This is a genomic window from Rhodococcoides kroppenstedtii (genome assembly GCF_900111805.1).
GTDB lineage: Bacteria > Actinomycetota > Actinomycetes > Mycobacteriales > Mycobacteriaceae > Rhodococcoides > Rhodococcoides kroppenstedtii.
On record NZ_FOJN01000009.1, the window covers coordinates 141,871 to 161,357 of the forward strand.

The 19,487-nt window shown below is 70.4% G+C and carries 18 protein-coding genes; 8 read left to right on the forward strand and 10 right to left on the reverse strand.

Annotated features, from left to right (window positions below; translation table 11 throughout):
• The first annotated feature begins 148 nt into the window (after positions 1–148).
• On the forward strand, positions 149–4,018 hold the full coding sequence (locus tag BMZ18_RS12090; protein ID WP_068365820.1) for a Pls/PosA family non-ribosomal peptide synthetase: 3,870 nt from the start codon (positions 149–151) through the stop codon (positions 4,016–4,018).
• Positions 4,018–5,337: a M1 family metallopeptidase gene (locus BMZ18_RS12095; RefSeq protein WP_068365833.1), complete on the forward strand. Its 1,320-nt coding sequence runs from the start codon at positions 4,018–4,020 to the stop codon at positions 5,335–5,337. Before BMZ18_RS12090 ends, BMZ18_RS12095 begins: the two co-directional genes overlap by 1 nt.
• Before the next feature lie 57 nt (positions 5,338–5,394).
• On the opposite strand, the gene BMZ18_RS12100 is transcribed toward BMZ18_RS12095, so the two are convergent.
• Both BMZ18_RS12100 and BMZ18_RS12105 read right to left on the reverse strand, forming a co-directional pair.
• Complete coding sequence (locus tag BMZ18_RS12100) at positions 5,395–6,615, reverse strand: MFS transporter (RefSeq protein WP_068365821.1); 1,221 nt, start codon at positions 6,613–6,615, stop codon at positions 5,395–5,397.
• A complete protein-coding gene (locus tag BMZ18_RS12105; RefSeq protein WP_068365822.1) occupies positions 6,612–7,268 on the reverse strand; it encodes a GntR family transcriptional regulator in 657 nt (218 codons plus the stop codon). Before BMZ18_RS12105 ends, BMZ18_RS12100 begins: the two co-directional genes overlap by 4 nt.
• Positions 7,269–7,542: 274 nt before the next feature.
• Here BMZ18_RS12105 and BMZ18_RS12110 point away from each other — a divergent pair, with 274 nt between their 5' ends.
• The 3 genes from BMZ18_RS12110 to BMZ18_RS12120 are packed head-to-tail and all read left to right on the forward strand — an operon-like array spanning position 7,543 to position 10,379.
• Positions 7,543–9,609, forward strand: a complete 2,067-nt coding sequence (locus BMZ18_RS12110) for an MMPL family transporter (RefSeq protein ID WP_068365823.1) — start codon at positions 7,543–7,545, stop codon at positions 9,607–9,609.
• Positions 9,610–9,640: 31 nt separating this feature from the next.
• The gene (locus BMZ18_RS12115; RefSeq protein WP_068365824.1) at positions 9,641–10,060 is read left to right on the forward strand and encodes a DUF302 domain-containing protein; all 420 of its coding nucleotides are present in this window, start codon (positions 9,641–9,643) and stop codon (positions 10,058–10,060) included.
• Between the two features lie 52 nt (positions 10,061–10,112).
• Positions 10,113–10,379, forward strand: coding sequence for a metal-sensitive transcriptional regulator (locus BMZ18_RS12120; RefSeq protein WP_068106436.1), 267 nt, complete (start codon positions 10,113–10,115; stop codon positions 10,377–10,379).
• 71 nt (positions 10,380–10,450) lie between these two features.
• On the opposite strand, the gene BMZ18_RS12125 is transcribed toward BMZ18_RS12120, so the two are convergent.
• From BMZ18_RS12125 to BMZ18_RS20060, 4 genes are all read right to left on the reverse strand, one after another.
• The gene (locus tag BMZ18_RS12125) at positions 10,451–11,308 is read right to left on the reverse strand and encodes a zeta toxin family protein (RefSeq protein ID WP_082895222.1); all 858 of its coding nucleotides are present in this window, start codon (positions 11,306–11,308) and stop codon (positions 10,451–10,453) included.
• The gene (locus BMZ18_RS12130; RefSeq protein ID WP_068365825.1) at positions 11,309–11,779 is read right to left on the reverse strand and encodes a glycoside hydrolase family protein; all 471 of its coding nucleotides are present in this window, start codon (positions 11,777–11,779) and stop codon (positions 11,309–11,311) included. It lies immediately after the preceding gene.
• Positions 11,780–11,994: 215 nt separating this feature from the next.
• Entirely contained in the window at positions 11,995–13,773 is a 1,779-nt protein-coding gene (locus tag BMZ18_RS12135; RefSeq protein WP_068365826.1) for an acyl-CoA dehydrogenase, read from the reverse strand.
• 32 nt (positions 13,774–13,805) lie between these two features.
• Positions 13,806–14,642, reverse strand: a complete 837-nt coding sequence (locus BMZ18_RS20060) for a M23 family metallopeptidase (protein ID WP_235606331.1) — start codon at positions 14,640–14,642, stop codon at positions 13,806–13,808.
• Positions 14,643–14,726: 84 nt separating this feature from the next.
• Between BMZ18_RS20060 and BMZ18_RS12145 the strand changes: the two genes are divergently transcribed.
• Positions 14,727–15,488 carry a GAF and ANTAR domain-containing protein gene (locus BMZ18_RS12145; RefSeq protein ID WP_068365827.1) on the forward strand — a complete coding sequence of 254 codons (762 nt, stop codon included), beginning with the start codon at positions 14,727–14,729 and terminating at the stop codon, positions 15,486–15,488.
• 18 nt (positions 15,489–15,506) lie between these two features.
• Here the strand turns inward: BMZ18_RS12145 and BMZ18_RS12150 are convergent, their stop codons facing one another.
• Positions 15,507–16,229, reverse strand: a complete 723-nt coding sequence (locus tag BMZ18_RS12150) for an SGNH/GDSL hydrolase family protein (RefSeq protein WP_169817763.1) — start codon at positions 16,227–16,229, stop codon at positions 15,507–15,509.
• 52 nt (positions 16,230–16,281) lie between these two features.
• Positions 16,282–17,055: a 3-hydroxybutyrate dehydrogenase gene (locus BMZ18_RS12155; RefSeq protein WP_068103691.1), complete on the reverse strand. Its 774-nt coding sequence runs from the start codon at positions 17,053–17,055 to the stop codon at positions 16,282–16,284.
• A 110-nt stretch (positions 17,056–17,165) separates the two neighbouring features.
• Here BMZ18_RS12155 and BMZ18_RS12160 point away from each other — a divergent pair, with 110 nt between their 5' ends.
• Positions 17,166–17,753, forward strand: coding sequence for a DUF2231 domain-containing protein (locus BMZ18_RS12160; RefSeq protein ID WP_068103693.1), 588 nt, complete (start codon positions 17,166–17,168; stop codon positions 17,751–17,753).
• Complete coding sequence (locus BMZ18_RS19740) at positions 17,750–17,923, forward strand: hypothetical protein (RefSeq protein WP_169817762.1); 174 nt, start codon at positions 17,750–17,752, stop codon at positions 17,921–17,923. The genes BMZ18_RS12160 and BMZ18_RS19740 overlap by 4 nt, the downstream gene beginning before the upstream one ends.
• Here BMZ18_RS19740 and BMZ18_RS12165 read toward each other — a convergent pair.
• Positions 17,901–18,776, reverse strand: a complete 876-nt coding sequence (locus BMZ18_RS12165; protein ID WP_068365836.1) for a polysaccharide deacetylase family protein — start codon at positions 18,774–18,776, stop codon at positions 17,901–17,903. The genes BMZ18_RS19740 and BMZ18_RS12165 overlap by 23 nt on opposite strands.
• A gap of 1 nt (position 18,777) precedes the next feature.
• Complete coding sequence (locus BMZ18_RS12170) at positions 18,778–19,353, reverse strand: hypothetical protein (protein WP_068365828.1); 576 nt, start codon at positions 19,351–19,353, stop codon at positions 18,778–18,780.
• Positions 19,354–19,487 lie beyond the last annotated feature (134 nt).

Consider the following 19,487-nt stretch of genomic DNA (forward strand, 5'->3'; position numbering starts at 1 on the left):
CTCCGGGGCTGTCAACTCCGTGGACGCGGCCCGCCCGAGTGGCTGTAGCCGGCCGGCCCCCGCGCTGCTGTTCATCTGCCCGCAAACTGCGGGTGTCATAACCTTCTGCGACGAGAAGACCCGCTCATCGAAAGAGGCCGCCCGGCAGATGTCCACGCACCCCGCGATTCCCGAGGCGTTCCTGCGCTCGTCGGCCGCTGCGCCGCCGCGCACGCTGATCGACGTCCTCACCGACACGGCCGAGCGATTCCCCGATGCGCCGGCGGTGGACGACGGGGACAGCGTCGTCTCCTACGCGGAGCTGATGGTGAACATCGGCGAAGGTGCGCAGTGGCTGGCCCGGCACGGTGTCAGCGCCGGTGACCGCGTCGGGGTGCGGATGCCGTCGGGCAGCTACGGCCTCTACGCGGCCATCCTCTCGGTGATCGCGGCGGGTGCGGCGTACGTCCCGGTCGACGTCGACGACCCCGACGAGCGGGCGGACCTGGTCTTCTCCGAGGCCGGAGTCACCGCCATCGTGACCGAGAGCGGGATCACCGGCACCGGGCGCGTCGGGACGGGCCGCCCGGTGGGGCACCCGACCGTCGACGACGACGCCTGGGTGATCTTCACCTCCGGCTCCACCGGCACCCCGAAGGGCGTCGCGGTCAGCAACCGCAACGCCGCGGCGTTCGTCGACGCCGAGTCCCGGCTGTTCCTGCAGGATCGTCCGCTCGGCCCGGGTGACCGGGTGCTGGCCGGGTTGTCGGTGGCGTTCGACGCGTCCTGCGAGGAGATGTGGCTCGCGTGGAGTTCCGGGGCGTGCCTGGTGCCGGCGCCGCGCTCACTGGTGCGCTCCGGCATGGATCTCGGGCCCTGGCTCGTGGCGCGGGACATCACCGTGGTCTCCACCGTGCCCACTCTCGCCGCGCTCTGGCCGCGGGAGGCACTCGAGGACGTGCGGCTGTTGATCTTCGGCGGCGAGGCCTGCCCGCCGGATCTGGCCGAGCGGCTGGCGGTTCCGGGACGCGAGGTCTGGAACACCTACGGCCCGACGGAGGCCACCGTCGTGGCGTGCGCGGCGCTCATGGACGGCCGCGGGCCGGTGCGCATCGGTTTGCCGCTCGACGGCTGGGATCTCGCGGTGGTCGGCCCCGACGAACAGCCGGTTCCCGTCGGCGAAGTGGGCGAGCTGGTGATCGGCGGCGTCGGCCTGGCCCGCTATCTCGATCCCGCCAAGGACGCCGAGAAGTACGCGCCCATGCCGAGCCTCGGATGGGCTCGCGCCTACCGCAGTGGCGATCTGGTCCGGCTCGAGGTGGAGGGGCTCCTGTTCCAGGGCCGCGCGGACGATCAGGTCAAGGTCGGCGGGCGACGCATCGAGCTCGGCGAGGTGGATTCCGCGCTGCAGAATCTGCCCGGCGTCGGCGGCGCGGCCGCGGCCGTCCGCAAGACCGGTTCCGGCACACCGGTTCTCGTCGGCTACCTGGTGAGCACCGATGCCGACTTCGACCTGGTCCGAGCGAGAGAGCTACTCGCCGAACAGCTTCCGGCCGCCATGGTGCCGCGTCTCGCGCTCGTCGACGATCTGCCCACTCGGACGTCGGGCAAGGTCGACCGGAACGCCCTGCCGTGGCCGCTGCCCGGCCGCGCGCCCTCCCCCGACGGCTCCACACCCACCGTCGACCTCGACGAGACCGCCGCCTGGGTCGCCGCGGTGTGGACCGACGTGCTGGGGACCGAGATCACCTCGCTCGACGCCGATTTCTTCGCCGCGGGCGGCGGCTCGCTCACCGCCGCGCAGCTGGTGACCCGCCTGCGCGAGCGGTACCCGCTGATCACCGTCGCCGAGCTGTACGACCGGCCGCGCCTCGGCTCACTGGTCGACTTGCTCGAGGACATGGACCCCACCACCCGCCACGAGACGCGCACGGTCGAGCCGACACCCCGTCACGCGCAGCTGCTCCAGGTGGCGGCCACACTGCCGCTGACCACCCTGACCGGACTGCAGTGGGTGACGTGGCTCGCCGTCGCCGCGAACGTGGCGTCGTGGATTCGCCCGATCCCCTGGTTGCCGACGGTCTCCTGGTGGTGGCCGCTGCTCGGCTTCCTGCTGGTGGTCACCCCCTTCGGCCGCATGGCCGTCTCGGTCGTCGGCGCACGCCTGCTGCTGCGCGGGGTCCGGCCGGGCAGCTATCCCCGCGGCGGCAGCGTGCATCTCCGGCTGTGGGCGGCGAACCGTCTGGCGGACGCGTCGGGCGCCACCAATCTGTCCGGGGCACCGTGGATGGTCGACTACGCCCGCGCCCTCGGCGCCCGCGTGGGCCACGACGTCGACCTGCACACACTTCCTCCGGTCACCGGCATGCTGACCCTCGGCGACGGCTGTTCCATCGAGCCGGAGGTCGATCTGACCGGGTACTGGATCGACGGCGACATCGTGCACATCGGACCCGTCGAGGTGGGGCCCGGCGCCACGGTCGGTGCGCGGTCGACGCTCCTGCCCGGCGCGAAGGTCGGCAAGAACGCCGAGGTCACCGCAGGGTCCGCCGTCGCCGGCAAGGTCAAGGCCAACCAGCAATGGTCGGGCTCCCCGGCGGGCAAGGTCGGCAAGGCCACGCGGCCGTGGCCGTCGTCCCGCCCCCCGCGCAGCCGCGCCTGGGTGCCGGTCTACGGCGTGACGTCCCTGCTGCTGTCGGGTCTGCCCCTGTTCGCCATCGCCGTCGGGCTGCTGGTGGTCGGGTGGGCTGCGTCCGGCGCCCGCACGCTCGCCGGCGCGATCGGTCGCGGAGCGCTCGCCCTCGCGCCCGCCACCCTGCTCTCGCTCGCGGTGTTCGCGCTGATCACGCTGGTCGCCGTCCGGCTGCTCGCGCTGGGAATGACCCCCGGCCACCACCCGGTCCGCAGCCGGGTGGGCTGGCAGGTCTGGACCACCGAACGTCTCCTCGACAGCGCCCGCACGTTCCTCTTCCCGCTCTACGCCTCGCTGCTCACGCCGGGGTGGCTCCGGCTGCTCGGCGCGGACATCGGCAAGGACGTCGAGGCCTCCACGGTGCTCATGGTCCCGAAGTTCACGACGGTCGGAGACGGCGCCTTCCTCGCCGACGACACGATGGTCGCGAGTTACGAACTGGGCGGCGGGTGGATGATGATCGGCCAGGCCAAGGTGGGCAAACGTGCCTTCCTCGGCAACTCCGGCATGGCCGCCGCAGGACGACGGGTGCCGAAGAACGGTCTGGTCGCGGTCCTGTCGGCCGCGCCGGCGAAGTCCAAGGCCGGGACGTCGTGGCTCGGCAGCCCGCCGGTGCGCCTGCGTCGCGCACCGGCGTCGGCCGACAGCAGCCGCACCTTCGACCCGCCGACGCGCCTCAAGGTCGCCCGCGCCGTCGTCGAGACGTGCCGCCTGGTTCCGGTCGTCGTCTCCTTCGGCATCGGTTTCGGCGTGATCGCAGCTCTTACTTGGATCGCCGGGACTCTCGGCTACGGGGTGGCCGCCCTGCTCTCGGGGGTCGTGCTGCTGGTGGCGGGCGCCGTCGCTGCGGCCGTCTCCGCCGTCGCCAAGTGGACGCTCGTCGGGCGCATCGACGCCGTCGAGCATCCCCTGTGGAGTTCCTTCGTGTGGCGGAACGAGGTGGCCGACACGTTCGTCGAGGTGGTAGCCGCACCGTGGTTCGCCCGCGCGGCCGAGGGCACGCCGGTTCTCAACGTGTGGCTGCGGTGGCTCGGCGCGCACATCGGACGAGGCGTCTGGTGCGAGACGTACTGGTTGCCGGAGGCCGACCTCATCACCCTCGGCGACGGCGCGACCGTGAACCGAGGGTGCGTTGTGCAGACCCATCTGTTCCATGATCGGATCATGAGCATGGACACCGTCAATCTCGGCCCCGGCGCGACGCTCGGGCCGCACTGCGTCGCCCTTCCCGCGGCCGGGATCGGCGCGGGAGCGACGGTCGGACCGGCGTCGTTGGTCATGCGTGGCGACACGGTTCCGGACTCGAGCCGGTGGCAGGGCAACCCCATCGCTCCGTGGTCCGCCTGATGGGGCGGCCCGTCCCCACGGCGTCCGCCGAACCGTTCGACCCGTACATCCCCGGTCACGGGAACCGCGGGTACACGGTGGAACGCTACGAGCTCGATCTCGAGTACAAGGTGCCCTCGAATCGGTTGAGCGGCACCGCCGTCGTCCATGCCGTCGCGACGCAGTCGGCGCCCACCGTGACGCTCGATCTCGGCCCGGCTCTCTCGCCGAGCAAGGTCGGCGTCAGCGGATCACGTCGTGCCAAGTTCACCCACCGCGGCGGCAAACTCGTCGTGACCCCGCAGACGCCCCTCACGGCCGGGACGTCGTTCACCGTCACGGTCACCTACGCCGGCAACCCCACTCCCATCGCCGGCCGGTGGGGCGAGGTCGGCTGGGAGGAGCTGACCGACGGCGTGATCGTCGCCAGCCAGCCCAACGGTGCGTCGTCGTGGTTCCCGTGCGACGACCATCCGAGTTCCAAAGCGGCGTACCGGATCTCGATCACCGCCGACTCCCCGTACCACGTGATCTCCAACGGCACGTTGCTCCACACCCGCGTGAGGTCGTCGCGCACCACGTGGACCTACCATCAGCCCGAGCCCATGGCGACCTACCTGGCGACGGTGCAGATCGGGCTCTACGAGAAGCGTCGACTCTGCGACACCCCGGTTCCCGTCGACGCCATCGCCCCGCCGCGACTACGGACACTGATCGACCACGATTTCGGTCGGCAGCAGCAGATGATGTCGGCCTTCGTCGAGCGGTTCGGGCCGTACCCGTACCCGTCCTACGGCGTGGTGATCACCGACGACGACCTCGAGATCCCCGTGGAGGCGCAGACTCTGTCGGTGTTCGGCGCCAACCACTGCGACGGGCGTCGCGGCTACGAGCGACTGGTCGCCCACGAACTGGCCCATCAGTGGTTCGGCAACAGCCTGACTCTCGGCCGCTGGCAGGACATCTGGCTGCACGAAGGGTTCGCCTGCTACGCCGAGTGGTTGTGGTCCGAGGCGTCGGGATCCTCCAGCGCGCACCAGCTCGCCACCCGCACCCGCGCCCGACTGGCCGCCTTGCCACAGGACCTCGCGCTGGGCGATCCCGGCCCTGCGGACATGTTCGACGACCGCGTCTACAAGCGCGGCGCCCTGACCCTGCACGCCCTACGACGCACCGTGGGCGACGAGCCGTTCTTCACCCTCCTGCGCGAATGGACCGCCGCACATCGGCATTCGGTGGTGGCCACGTCCGACTTCGTGGAGCTGGCCGAACGGCACGGGGTCGACCCCGGGTTCTTCGGGCCGTGGCTCGAGGAGGCGGGGCTCCCCCCGCTCCCCTGAGTTCTCCCCCACCTCGATCCGACTTCCCGCGGATCGCTCCCGCAGCTGCGGACAGCGTCAGCGGGACGCGGGAGCGGGCAGGTGGCGGCGGGAGTTCCAGGCCACCACCGCGAACGAGGCTGCCGCCAGAACCACTCCGGCTCCGAACAATTCCGGATACGTCAGGGCCGTCTCCTCGACCAGCAGCGCGAGCAGGGCGGGCACCGCGAAGCCGAGATAGGTCACCGAGTAGAAGACGGCGGTCAGTCCGGCGAGATCCTTCGGCCCGGCGATGCGCTGCACCTCCTGCAGACCCGACACCATCGCCATGCCGTACCCGCCGCCGAGAACGGCGGCCGCGAGCAGGGCCATCGGCACCACCAGCACCTCCGCGGCGACGGCCACCAGCACCATGCCCACCACGACGACGGCCAGGGCCACGAGCACCGCACGGGCACTGGACGGCGTGTCGATGCGTCGCCCGAGCGCCTGGATCGCGAATCCCGACGAGAGGGCGACGACGCCGAGCAGCGCGGAGAAGGCCACGGGGAACGCCCCGGCATGATCGGCCATCAACCCGGGCAGCACCGCGTAGGCCACGCTCGCGGCACCGAACACCCACGGCGCCACCGGAAGAACGACGGTGACGAAGCGGGCGTGACCCGCGGTCGGGATGCGGAGGTCGTCGCGCAGCGGCGTGGTGCGATCCGCGTTGCGCACGGTCTCGCGGACTCCGGCGAGCGCGAGCGTCGCGAGCACGGCCAGACCGATGTGCACCGCATAGGGCAGCACGTCGGGCCAGGGCGCCCACTGGGCGAGCACCCCGGCCACTCCGGCGCCGGTGGCGAAACCGGCGGTGAGGGACATCGCGGCCCGACGTGCGCCCGCGGTGGGCGAGTCGACGGAGAGTTCCTTCACCCAGCTGCCGCCGACGGCCATACCGAGTCCGAGCGCGACGCCGCTGAGGACGCGGCCGGCGGACAACAGTGCGGCCGTGTGGGATCCGAGGGCGATGAGGAGCGACCCGGCGGCGGCGATCAGCGGCGCGGGCAGCATCAGCGGGCGACGGCCGTACCGGTCGGACAGCGGCCCGCCGACCAGCAACGCCGGCACGATGCCGACCACGTACGCGAAGAGGAAGACGTCGACGACGACGGGCGAGAAGCCGTACCCCTCGCGGTACATCACCAGGAGCGGCGTGAACTCGTTGCCACCCCAGGCGACGGCGAGCATGCCGAGGGCAACCGGTAACCAGGGCCGGGTCCCGGTGGTGGACGAGGCCGGAGCGGTGGTGGTCATGAAAGTCCTCTGCTGTGCGGCAAGGAGTGCGTGGCAGCCATGTGGCGGCTCAGCGCCACCTCGAAGCCGGCCACGTCGCCCTGCTCGACGAGTGCGGTCAGACGCGTGTGGTCGTCGACGATCGACGCCCACGCTGTCGGGTTGCGCGCCACGGAGTTCGACGTCATCCGTCGTTGCCGGTCGCGCAGACCCGAGTAGAACGTCGACAGCAGGGGGTTCGCCCCGTGAGTCACGACGAGGGTGTGGAAGTCGGCGTCCTCGGCCGCGAACCGGTGCGCGTCGCCGTCGTCGGCGAGGGCGCGCTGTCGGTCGAGGCTGGCCCGCATGAGATCCGCGACGGCGCTGCGGGTGGCGGCGTCGTCGGCGAACGCGGCGAGGCTGCCGGTTTCCACGAGCCGACGGGCGTCCACGATGTGGGCCGCCTCGTCGGGTGCGATGGGCACGATCAGCGCCCCTCGCTTGGGGTAGAGCCGCATCCAGCCCTCGGCGGCGAGGCGCAGGAACGCCTCCCGCACGGGAGTGCGGCTGGTGCCGGTGCGCGCGGCGATCTGTCCTTCGCTGATGAGCTCGCCGCCGGGCAGTTCGCCCGAGACGATGAGTTCCTTCACGGTCGTGTAGGCCCGGTCGGCCGACGTCGGTTCCGTGTTGCGCACAACTTGTATCTAAGCAGACCGACGTTCTCGCCCGCAGGAGTGTGTGATCGACGAGACAAACAACTACGACTCGATACCCCCGGGGGTACTTGCATACCCCCCGCTGTATCTGGCACCGTGTCACCTCGACGGGGACACCTCTCGACGCCCTGTCGGATACCCCCACCCGCATGAGGAGGATGCAGTGTCCCGACCCGCTACCACCGCCCCCGACGCGCCACCCGGCTTGCCGACCGACGGCGGCCCCGGACCTCTCGGCCGCTGGGGTGCGGCCATGGTCACCCGCCGTCGCTGGGTCCTCGGCGTATGGCTGATCGTGCTGATCGCGCTCGGATCCGCCGCGCCGTCGGTGTTCTCGTCCCTTGCCGGCGCCGGGTGGCAGGCCAACGGGTCGGAATCGGTGCAGGTCCGTGAACTCGCCGAGGACCACTTCGGCGGCAACTCCTCCGCGGCGGTGCAGGTCGTCGTCCACAACGACCCCGGATCCCTGACCGACCCGGCGGCGACCGCCGCACTCACCGACGCCACCCAAATCCTGTCCTCGGACCCGCGTTTCGGAGAGATCGTGCCCCCGCAGCCGGGGATGACGATCAGTCCCGACGGACGGACCGGGATCCTGATCGCGGGCGCCGCGGGCACCACCGACGAGATGGTCACCGCCGTCGACGACGTGAAGGGCCGACTCACCGCCCTGTCCGGGGACGGTGTCGAGGTCTACCCCACGGGCGCGTCCGCATTGTGGTCGGACTTCAACAAGGCCAACCACGACGCGATGATCCAGGCCGAGTTGATCTCCTGGCCCGTGACACTCGCGATCATGGTTCTCGCGTTCGGCTCGCTCGTCGCCGCCGGGCTGCCGCTGCTCCTCACCATCGCCGGACTGGTTGCCTCGGCCGGCGGACTGGTCCTGCTGAACGAGGTCACCCCGATCTCGGTGTGGGCGATGAACTTCGCCATGATGTTCGCCCTCGCCCTCGGCATCGACTACGCCCTGTTCCTCGTCGCCCGCTTCCGCGACGCCCTCCGCTCGAACGACCCCCGCGCCGCCGTCGCCGAGACCATGGACACCGCCGGCAAAGCCGTCGTCCTGTCCGGTCTCACCGTCCTGGTCAGCCTGTCCGCCGTCCTCATCGTGCCCGCCCCCGCGGTGCGCACCATGGCCGTCGGCATCATGCTCGCCGTCACCTTCGTCCTGCTGGCCACGATGACCCTGCTCCCCGCCGCCCTCGGCGCCCTGGGGCCGAAGGTGAACGCCGCCGCCCTCCCCTACGCCAAGCGCCAACAGCACCGCTCCCCCGTCTTCGCCCGCTGGGGTGCGCTCCTGCACCGCCATCCGTGGCCGTTCGCCCTCGCCTCGATCGGCGTCCTCGTCGCGCTGGCCCTGCCCGTCCTCGGCCTGAAGGTCGCGATGCCCTCCATCTCCGTCGTCCCCGAGGACGCACCGGTCCGCCAGGGTTACGCCCTGGTGCAGGAGCAGTTCGGCGAGGGCGCGCCCGGCGCACTGCAGATCGTGGTTCCGGGGTCCGACGCCGCCGCCACCGCCGCCGCGGCGTCGCAGGTGCCCGGCATCGCCGTGGTCACCCCGCCGCAGCCCGCAGCCGACGGATCCGGATACGCGCTGGTGCAGGCGATTCCGTCGGTCGACCCGTCGGACGGATCGATGGAGACCATCCTCGCCGACCTCCGCGGCGAGCTTCCCGAGTCCGCGCTCGTCGGCGGCGCACCGGCGGAGAACCTCGACCTGCAGCAGGCGCTGAACGACTACCTGCCGCTGGTGATCGCCATCATCCTGGTCCTCGGATTCGTGCTGCTGCTCGTCGCCCTCCAGGCTCCACTCATCGCGTTCCTGGGCACCGCCGTCAGCCTGCTCTCCACCGCCGCCGCGTTCGGCGTCGCCAAGCTGATCTTCCAGGACGGCCACGGTGCGTCCCTGCTCGGTTTCACCCCGCAGGGCTTCCTGAACGGATGGGGCCCGGTGTTCTTCTTCGCGATGATCTTCGCCATCGCCATGGATTACACCGTGTTCCTCCTCGCCACCGCCAAGGAACACCACGAGCGCACCGGCGACGCCGCGACCGCCATGATCGACGGTCTGGCGCACTCCGGACGCGTCATCTTCGCCGCCGCCGCGGTCATGGTGGCCGTGTTCTTCACCTTCGCCCTGGCCGATCCGCTCCCGCCGAAGGAAATGGGCATCATCCTCGGTGTCGCCGTGCTCCTCGACGCCGTGCTCATCCGGCTGATTCTGCTGCCGGTCCTGCTGCGGGTGACCGGACGCGCCGCCTGGTGGTCACCGGCCTGGCTCCGCCGCGTTCTCCCGTCCATCGGCTTCTCCCACTGAACGACAACATGCATACGAGAGGAACCACACCATGAGCATCGCTCTCTCCACGACCCTCACCGACACCGACTTCGACACCGCCGTCCAGCGCACCCGAGACGCCCTCGCCGCGCAGGGATTCGGCGTCCTCACCGAGATCGACATGCAGGCCACCCTGAAGGCGAAGCTCGGCGAGGACATGGAGCGCTACCTGATCCTCGGCGCCTGCAATCCGCCGTTGGCCCACCGCGCCGTCGGCATCATGCGGACCGTCGGACTCCTGTTGCCCTGCAACGTCGTCGTCCGCGAGGACCCCGACCGCGACGGCGCGATCGTCGTCGACGCCATGAATCCCGACGTCATGGTCCAGGCCACCGGGGAGCCGGCGCTCGGCGACGTCGCTCGTGACGCCGGGGAGAGGCTGCGCGCGGCGATCACCGCCCTCGGCGGCACCCGTGACGGACTCGCGTGATGCCCCCGGGGGTACCATCGAACGCACAGTCGAGACGACGAAGGAGACGCTCATGGTCGGCGACGAGGACAGCATCGCCCTGGTACTGAACAGGCTGCGCCGGGCTCACGGCCAACTGGCCGGCGTGATCTCGATGATCGAGAACGGACGCGACTGCAAGGACGTCGTGACCCAGCTCGCGGCCGTTTCGCGCGCTCTCGACCGGGCCGGATTCAAGATCGTGGCGACGGGCCTGCGCGAGTGCATGACCGGGGACGCGGAGAACCGCGAACCGATGACCGAGGCCGAACTCGAGAAGCTCTTCCTCGCACTCGCCTGAACCCGCCCGGCCGTGCCCGCCGGCTCCGCTGATCGGAGCCGGCGGGCGACAAACCGTTCACCGTGGCAGAACTATTCGGCGGCTGGGTGCACCCGCTCGAACAGAACGCCGAGATCTCCTCCGGCACGGCGGCGGAGGACCACGAGACGGCTGTTGTCGAAGGTCGCGGCAGCTCGTTCTTCCAGCTCGATGGCGTGCGCGATGCACAGTGACTCGGCACCGCGATAGCAGATGTCGATTGCGGCGGGCGGTGTGAATCGGCCACCGAGCGTGTCGGTTCCCTCCACCCACTGTCGACGGCCGGACCACCAGCGTGAGAGCGCTTGCTCGTGGCACGTGCGCTGGTCGGCGTCGATCGCAATGACCTCGATCGATCGGTAGTCGGCGTGGGCGAGCTCGGTACCGAGCTCGGCCGGGAGACCCTTCCAGCTGAGCGTGCCCTCGATGACGATGTTCTCGCGGCGACTGGTGCAGATGCTCCGGATTCGGTCGGTCAGCTGTGTTGATTCACGGTGGACGAGAGCGGCCAATTCGCGCGGGGCCAGCGCATGACCGTCGGCCAGAGTCGTGGCAAGGACGTCGTCGTAGATCCCGTCGCGCAACGCTTGCTCGATGAGTCGATCTTTCACGATGTCCGGATCCAGAACGCGGAATTCCGCCGGGTCGTAGCCACGAACGTGCCTCAGCGCGGTGGTCTTTCCGGCTCCCGGCGCCCCAGCGGTGACGACCGCGGAGTGGCCTTCGCGCGGCGGGCTCTGTCGGTCGAGGTAGTCGGCGATGACTCGTTTGCGGAACGCGAAGCGCTCGATCTTGCCGGCGTAGAGCGCGCTGCTGTTGTCACTGGCGTCGGTGTGCAAGCGCCCGCCGGGAGCGGACATGGCGATGAGTTGCGCGGCGACGCTGTCGCGCAACCCGACGTCGTCGATCACCTACGCGCCAGCCGCCTTCTCGAGATCACTGCGGTGCCGTTCGACCAGCCGGGCGAACTCGTCGTCGGAGAGCCGGTCGCAGTAATACGCCTGTTCGATGTCGTCCCAATCCCTCGAGGTGTAGGCGTCCGTGGCGACGCCGTCGACGTACTCGACGGCGCCGAACTCGTAGTTCCAGGCCAGCAGCGTGTCCATCATCGCGGCGTCGTCGATCAACCCTGCGGCGCGCTTGTCGATCACCTCGGCGGGAGTTACCTCCAACAGAGTCGGATCGGCGGCGAAGCGGCTCAGAATACGCTGAATGGTGGTCGTGGACATGTCCGCGACGACGGCGCTGATCTGACGGTGTGTGAGATGTCGATTCCGCGACGCCCGGTAAATTTCACGGTTCAGTTCGAGGGTATCGATACGGCGACGCGCGGCTGCCTGCTGCAGCCTGTGCTGCGCCGTTCGGCTCTCGACTGTCGTCATTGCCACTCACCCCTTGGTTCACAATGAATCACTACTGGTGAGGATACGTCTGTTGACGTGTTGGCGTCGAGTACGCACACTTGCAGCCTCGACCGTGTTCCCCGCCGGATACGCCGTCCACAGGCGTGCGACGGCCCCCGTCGACCTCGCACTCGCCTGAACCCGCCCGGCCGTGCCCGCCGGCTCCGCTGATCGGAGCCGGCGGGCACCCTGCGTCAGAGGACCGACGGATCGAGGTCCAGCAGGGTGCGGTCGAGCGACGCCACGAGATCGAACTGCGGACCGACCTTGGGGAGCTCGTACCGGAAGAAGTACTGCGCAGCGGCACGCTTGCCGTCGTAGAACGCGCCGGTCTTGTCGCCCACGGCATTCAGCTGCGCGAGCCACAGCCACGCGACCACCAGATGGCCGGTGGCCTCGAGGTACGCCGTCGAGTTGGCCAGGGCCAGATCGGGATCACCCTGACTCCAGACCGTTCCGGTGACCTCCACCAACCGGTTCACCGCGGCCCGCAGGGCTTCTGCGTACTCGCCGGTGGACGCGTCGAGGGTGGTGGTGATCGCCTCCACGAGCAGTTGCAGGCCACGACCGTTCTGCGCCACCACCTTGCGACCGAGCAGGTCGAGACCCTGAATGCCGTTGGTGCCCTCGTGGATAGGGTTCAGCCGGTTGTCGCGGTAGAACTGCTCGACGTTGTAGTCGCGGGTGTAGCCGTATCCGCCGTGGACCTGGATGGCCAGGTTGTTCGCCTCGAGGCACCACTGCGAGGGCCACGCCTTCGCGATCGGGGTCAGCACGTCCAGCAGGAATCCCGCGCGTTCGGCGGCGTCGGGCTCACCGGTGATCTGCTCGTCGACCAGCCGCGAGCAGTACAGCCCCAGCGCGAGACCGCCTTCCGCGTAGGCCTTCTGGGCCAGCAGCATGCGCCGGACGTCGGGATGATCGACGATCGGCACCTGCGGAGCGGCCGGGTCCTTGTCCCCCACCGGGCGGCCCTGGGTCCGTTCCCGCGCGTACGCCAACGAGTGCAGATACCCGGTGTAGCCGAGCGCCGTCGCGCCCATGCCGACGCCGATCCGTGCCTCGTTCATCATCTTGAACATGTACGCCAGGCCCTTGTGCGGCTCGCCCACCAGATAACCTGTCGCACCACCCTTCTCACCGAAGGCGAGCAGCGTGTTGGTCGTACCGCGGTACCCCATCTTGTGGTTGAGGCCGACCAGGCTCACGTCGTTGCGCTCGCCCAGCGAGCCGTCCTCGTTCACGAGGTACTTCGGGACGACGAAGAGCGAGATGCCCTTCACCCCCGCCGGCGCGTCGGGCAGCTTCGCCAGGACCAGGTGGACGATGTTCTCGCCCAGCTCGTGGTCGCCACCCGAGATCCACATCTTCGTCCCCGTGACCGAGTAGGTGCCGTCGTCACGCGGGGTGGCCTTGGTGGTGATGTAGGCCAGCGACGATCCCGCACCCGGCTCCGACAGACACATGGTGCCGTGGAACCGACCCTCGAGCATGGGCCGGACGTACCGGTCGATCAGATCCTCGCCGCCGTACTCGATCAGCAGGTTGGCGTTGCCGATGGTGAGGAACGGATAGGTGGCGGTGCCGGTGTTCGCCGCCTGGAACCACGCCAGCGACGCCTTCGACACCGTCGTCGGCAGCTGCATCCCGCCGAGCGACTCGTCGAACTGCCCGGCGATCAGGCCCGCCTCGGTGAAGACCTGCAGGGCCTTCTCGACCTCGGGGATCAGCACGACCTTGCCGTCGTCACCCACCCGCGGTTCGTTCGCGTCGGCCTTCTTGTTGTGCGGCGCGAAGTGCTTGACGGCGATCTGCTCGCTGAGCTCGAGCACGGCGTCGAAGGTCTCGCGCGAGTGCTCCGCGAAGCGTTTGCGCTGGGTCAGCGACTCGACGTCGAGCCATTCGTAGAGCAGGAACTCGAGGTCCCGACGCGACAGGATCAGAGAGGCGGGAATATCGGCTGAGGACGACATTCTCCCGAGGGTAGTACCGACGACCGCGCAGGTCAGTCGCCCGTCGGACCGAGCGAGATCCCCCGGCCGATGAGCCACAGCTCGGGGTCGACGTGGGTGCCGTCCACCACGGTCTCGAAATGCAGGTGCGGTCCCGTGGAATCGCCCCGATTGCCCATGGTGGCGATCTGCTGGCCGGCGGAGACCCGCTGACCGGCCACCGCGACGAGGGTGTCGACGTGGCCGTAGATGGACACCGTGCCGTCGTCGTGCCGCACCCGGACCCACAGCCCGAAGCCGCTGGCGGGGCCGGCCTCGATCACCTGCCCGTCCGCGACCGACACGATCGGCGTGCCGATGGGACCGGCGATGTCGATTCCGCGGTGCATCGTTCCCCACCGCGGTCCGAACGGCGAGGTGTAGGTGCCGCGGGCGGGCAGGGCGTAGGACCCGACCCGCAGACCCACCGCGGCCGGCGGCAATTCGGCGAGGCGGCGATCCTTCTCCGACGCACTGGCGGCGGTGGCGAGCACCGCGAGCGCCGCCGCGTACTCCTCCTCCGCGGTGGCACGGTTGGCCTTCGCGATCTGCCGCAGCGGTCCCAGATTGCGTTCGGTTTCCACCAGGAACGACGGGCGCAGGTCACCGGTCGCGACCGGCGCGGCGGCGGGCTGCGTGGTCGGACCCGGGCGCGTCACCTGCACGACGAACACCACCGCGGCGAGAACCAGGACGATCGCCAACGCCTGCACCGACACCGTCCGCACGGGGACGGTGTCGGTCGTGGCCGCGTCCGGAGGTGTCGGGGCCGCCGCTGCCCCCGGGCCGACGACCTCCCCCTCGGGGGAGTCGCCCGACCGAGCGGGACGACGCGGGAGCAGCTGGACCACCGCAGGAACGCTACCGGTCGGTAGCGACACTCGAGTCGGGTTTCGGTCGAGCACGCGTGCGCGCCCGTGCCATAGTTGTCGACCGTGGCACACAACGGCGCCGGCCCGCTGGCCGACGACACCTCCGGTCGCACGTCGGGTGCGCGCCTGGCCGCCATCGTGGCGGCCGTGGGCGGCAGCGTGCGCGACGACGATCACCTGGCGACATTGCTGCAGCGCACCGCCGTGTTGGCGCAGGACGCCATCGCCGGCGCGACGGCCTGCGGCATCAGCATCGTGTTCGGCGGCATGACCTACACGGCCGTCCACACCGACGACCTCACCCTGCGCGTGGACGCGCACCAGTACGAGGTCGGCGAGGGGCCGTGCCTCGAGGCCGCTCGCACCGGCGAGACGGTTCGGATGGGCCTCGACGACGTCGCCCGCAACTGGCCGACCTTCGCCCGCCTCGCCGAGCGCGAGGGCGTGTCGTCGTTCCTCGCGGTCCCGCTGCGGGCGGACGGGGTCGAACTCGGCTCGATCAATCTCTACGGCACCGCGCCGGACGCGTTCGACGCCGACGACGAGGCGGTGCTGCAGGTGGTCACCGACACTGTGGCCACCGCGATCGGCGACTACGCCCGCGTGCGCAGCGCGCGGGAGGTGGCGACGGGACTGCGGGACGCGCTGGACCACCGCGCCCCGATCGAGCAGGCCAAGGGCATTCTCATGGCGCTCCACGGCGTGGACGAGGACAGCGCGTTCGCGATGCTGTCCCGCGAGTCGCAGCATCGGAACCGGAAGCTGCGCGACATCGCCCGGGAGTTCGTCGACAAGGTGTCGGGCGGCGAGGTGTCCGGCAGCTGACGCGGTCCGGCCGACCGATCAGCAGCCGGCCGCGCGCGGAATGCCGAGAGCCACGATTTCGGCCTGCAGCCGCTCGCCCATCGTGCGATGTCCGTCCGCGTTCGGATGAATGCCGTCGGGCACGTAGTCGGTTGACCAGTCCAACCACCGCTCGCCGGCGGGATCGACGAACGAGACACCCGCGGCTCGCGTGACGTCGCCGAGAATCGCGCGGATGCGCCCGATGTTCTCGTGCTTGGCCAGAGGAGCGTCCGTCGGACCGACGACGACGACGCGAGCGCGGGGCACGATCGCGGCGAGAGCCGCGTACATCGCCGTCGCGGCCGCGCGCAGTCCCTCGTCGCCGACGTCGTTGCCGCTCCCCTGCACGACGACGACGTCGGGGTTCGACGCCGCGACCGCGGCGAGACGCGTGGGATCGACGAAGGGCACGGTGCCGGGGAAGCGCACCCGCGCGTACCCGGTTCCCGACGACGCGACGACGGTCGGCGCCCAACACCCGCGGGCGGCGGCGACGTGCGCGTAACCACCGGTCGGCGAGTCGGCGCCCACCCCGGCGGCGAAGGAGTCGCCCACGACGGTCACGCGCAGCGGCGCGACACGATCGGCGGCGGCGGCCACGTACCGGCCGTGCGGCGGGACCTCGCCGCGCAGCGTCGTGACGAGGACGGCCGCCACGATCACGGCGACGATCGTCAGCGCGACCGCGACCGATCGGGGAGGGCGGATCCGAGAGGGCACGACGGTGATCGTAGAGACCCGCGGGGCGGTACTGCCGACGTTTCGAGCGCGGTCAGCTCGCGCTCCACCCGCCGTCCATGACGTAGGAGGTCCCGGTGACCATCGAGGCCTCGTCGGAGACGAGGAACCCCACCAGGGCGGCCACCTCGGCGGGTTCGACCAGGCGCTTCACGGCGCTCTCGGCGAGCAGCACCCGCTCCAGCACCTCGGCCTCGTCGATACCGTGCACGCGCGCCTGGTCCGCGATCTGCTTCTCCACCAACGGCGTCCGCACGTACCCGGGGTTGACGCAATTGCTCCGCACACCACGCTCGGCACCCTCGAGGGCCGTCACCTTGGACAGTCCCTCGAGGGCGTGCTTCGCGGTGACGTAGGCGCTCTTGTTCGCCGAGGCCCGGATGCCGTGGACCGAGGACATGTTGACGATCCGCCCGTATCCCGACGCGTACATGTGCGGCAGGGCGGCGCGGATCAACAGGAAGGGCGCCTCCACCATGAGCGTGAGAATGCGCCGGAACGTCGCGGGATCGAACTCGTCGATCGGCGAGACATGTTGGATCCCGGCGTTGTTCACCAGGATGTCCGTCTCGAGGCGGAGGTCGGCCAGGGCGTCGACGTCGGTGAAGTCCACCGTCCACGCCCGGCCGCCGACCTCCCGCGCGACCCGCTCCGCTGCGTCGCCGTCGACGTCCGCCACCGTCACCTGCGCGCCGCGCCCGGCCAGGGTCGCGGCCACGGCGGCCCCGATCCCACTCGCCGCACCCGTGACCAGGGCCGTCCGGCCGGTCAGATCCGTCGTCCCGGGCCGCGTCGCGTCGTCGCTCATGCGGTTCAGTGTCGGTGGCCGGGGCCCGGGTGTCGATGACGCCTTCCGCACCCACGGCCTGCTTTTCTGCACACCCGGTTACCGTCGATCGACCCGGGTACCCGCGTGACATGGATCTCACTGCGCTGTTCCGACCGTTCGAGAAGGCGTCGCTGCTCGACCGGGTGAGCGATCCCGTCGCCGCTCGCCTGCGGTCCGTCCTGTCCGACACCCCGGTCGACGGTCTGTTGCGCGGCACCTTCGTCGGGCATCCGATGCACCCGATCATGGCGTACTCGTCCGTGGGCCTGTGGAGCAGCGCGGTATTCCTCGACGTCACCGGTCGCAGTCCCGACGCCGCCCGGACCCTGATCGGAGCCGGTCTCGTGACGGCACCGACCGCGCTGGCCACGGGCTGGGCGACGTGGTCGACGCTGACGCGGGAGCAGCGGCGCGTCGGACTGATCCACGCGAGCACGAACGCCGTGGCGATCGGACTGTTCACGGCGTCGTACAAGCGGCGGGCGGCGACCGCAGCGACCGCAGCCGGGGTCGCTGTCGAGGCCGCCCCCTCGGCCGTTCCCGAGCCGGACGCCACCGCGAAGGCGCTGGCGTTGGCGGGATTCGCGGTGGCGGGTCTCGGCGGCGCCCTGGGCGGGCACCTCGGCTACAACATGGGCGCCGGCGTCTCCACCCGCGCCGTGGCGGCCGGCGTATGAACACCGTCTTCGAGGACCTGTGGCAGCGCGGGGTCACCGCCGAGGGTGCGAGGCGGTTCGCCGACGGCAGCTCCGAGAACCTCGACCCCGATGCGCTCGCCGCACTCACGGAGGCGAACCTGTCCGAGTCGGACCTGCGCTCCTACGTCACGTGGGCGGCGGCTCGATAGTGCGGTAGTGGTCGGCGATGTCGCCGGGAGTGGTGAGCCACACCCCGGGCGTCTCCACGACGTGGTGCAGCGCCCGGCGGAAGTGGCGCAACCGATCCGGCTGCCCGGTGAGGAACGTGTGGGTGGAGATCGACAGGACCACCGACTGCTGGCGCGACTGCTCGCTCAGCTCGTCCACGGTGTCGACGATGCGGTCGGCGAAGTCGCGCCCCGTGCCGTGGTGGTGCACGATCACCGGCAGATCGTTGATCTCGTGCGGGTACGGTACCGACAAAATCGGCCGGGACCGGGTGCGCAACCAGACCGGGCGATCGTCCACCGGCCAGTCGAGGGTGTAGTCGAACCCGTTCTCCGCCAACAGATCCTCGGTCACCGCGCTCGGTGCGGCACCGGGACTCATCCATCCCCGCGGCGCCGCCCCCTCGTGCTGCTCGATCACCGCGCGAACGTGCTCGATGCTCCGGCGTTCCTCGTCCTCGCCTTGCACCACCGGGATGCGCGAGTTGGTGCGGCCGTGGGCGACCACCTCGCCACCGAGTACCCGCAACGCCTCGACCACCTGCGGAGCGTGGTCGTAGATCTCGGCGTTCACCAGCACCGTCGGGCGAATGCCCACCTCCCGGAGCGTGTCCGCGAGCCGGAACGCGCCCACGCGGTTGCCCCACTCACGCCACGCCCAGTTGTACGTGTCCGGCGACTGCCCACCGGGTGTGTAGCCCAGATCGGTGGCGCCGTAGGCGAAATGCTCGCAGTTGACCGCCACGTAGACGGCCAGCGTGCCCCCGCCCGGCCAGGTGAACTGCGGGCGCTCGGTGATCGGGGAATAGTCGAAACGGTCGTGGGACGGCAGCATCTCACTCACCTCTGGCCGCGGCGATGGAGGACCGCAGGCCCTCGAAGTAGGGGTCGAGGTCGGCGGAGACCAGCGCCGCGTCGTCGATCGAGGTGTGCCGACCTTCGAGAACCAGGCCACGCCCGTCGTGCGTTCCCCAGGCCCACCATCGATCCTCACCGCCGCGGACGTCGAGCCGGACCGCATACCCGTCCACGACCACCTGCGCCGCGCGGGTCGGTGCGTCCTCGATCGACTGCCGCCGACGGCGATACTCCGGAGACATCGGAGTCAGGCCCACGGCCGCGAGCATCGTCGACATCGCCTTGCGCGCCGGATCTTTCGTGGTGGTGACGACGTCGAGAAACGGCGACGAGACGTCGTCTCCCGTCTCGAGTTCGGTCTCGAGCTCGCCGTGCCGCAGGGTCACCGTCGTCAGCACGTCGTTCTCACGCTCCCAGGGACCGAGCACGCGCGGACCGGTCCAGTCCAGCAGGGCGAACGTGGGGAAGGTCCTCGCCTCGGCGCGGAGCCGGTCCTCGATGGCACGCTGCATGGTCCAGAACTCGTCCGAGGTGAGGTGGCCGGTCGGATACATGCGGTGGGGATGCCCGGGAAGCCGCGGCGGCTAACCCCGGCGGACCCGATGCCCGGCGGCCGCGACGAGTTTTCGCCACGACCGCGGTCTACTTCCTCGAGGCGTCCCGTCCGGGACCGCAGAGACCATCGAGG

Bases quoted from the DNA above. Each gene is read 5' to 3' on its own strand.
- BMZ18_RS12090 (WP_068365820.1), top strand. From the start codon at position 149: ATGTCCACGCACCCCGCGATTCCCGAGGCGTTCCTGCGCTCGTCGGCC.
- BMZ18_RS12095 (WP_068365833.1), top strand. From the start codon at position 4,018: ATGGGGCGGCCCGTCCCCACGGCGTCCGCCGAACCGTTCGACCCGTAC.
- BMZ18_RS12100 (WP_068365821.1), bottom strand. From the start codon at position 6,615: ATGACCACCACCGCTCCGGCCTCGTCCACCACCGGGACCCGGCCCTGG.
- BMZ18_RS12110 (WP_068365823.1), top strand. From the start codon at position 7,543: ATGGTCACCCGCCGTCGCTGGGTCCTCGGCGTATGGCTGATCGTGCTG.
- BMZ18_RS12115 (WP_068365824.1), top strand. From the start codon at position 9,641: ATGAGCATCGCTCTCTCCACGACCCTCACCGACACCGACTTCGACACC.
- BMZ18_RS12120 (WP_068106436.1), top strand. From the start codon at position 10,113: ATGGTCGGCGACGAGGACAGCATCGCCCTGGTACTGAACAGGCTGCGC.
- BMZ18_RS12130 (WP_068365825.1), bottom strand. From the start codon at position 11,779: ATGACGACAGTCGAGAGCCGAACGGCGCAGCACAGGCTGCAGCAGGCA.
- BMZ18_RS12135 (WP_068365826.1), bottom strand. From the start codon at position 13,773: ATGTCGTCCTCAGCCGATATTCCCGCCTCTCTGATCCTGTCGCGTCGG.
- BMZ18_RS12155 (WP_068103691.1), bottom strand. From the start codon at position 17,055: ATGAGCGACGACGCGACGCGGCCCGGGACGACGGATCTGACCGGCCGG.
- BMZ18_RS12160 (WP_068103693.1), top strand. From the start codon at position 17,166: ATGGATCTCACTGCGCTGTTCCGACCGTTCGAGAAGGCGTCGCTGCTC.
- BMZ18_RS19740 (WP_169817762.1), top strand. From the start codon at position 17,750: ATGAACACCGTCTTCGAGGACCTGTGGCAGCGCGGGGTCACCGCCGAG.
- BMZ18_RS12165 (WP_068365836.1), bottom strand. From the start codon at position 18,776: ATGCTGCCGTCCCACGACCGTTTCGACTATTCCCCGATCACCGAGCGC.
- BMZ18_RS12170 (WP_068365828.1), bottom strand. From the start codon at position 19,353: ATGTATCCGACCGGCCACCTCACCTCGGACGAGTTCTGGACCATGCAG.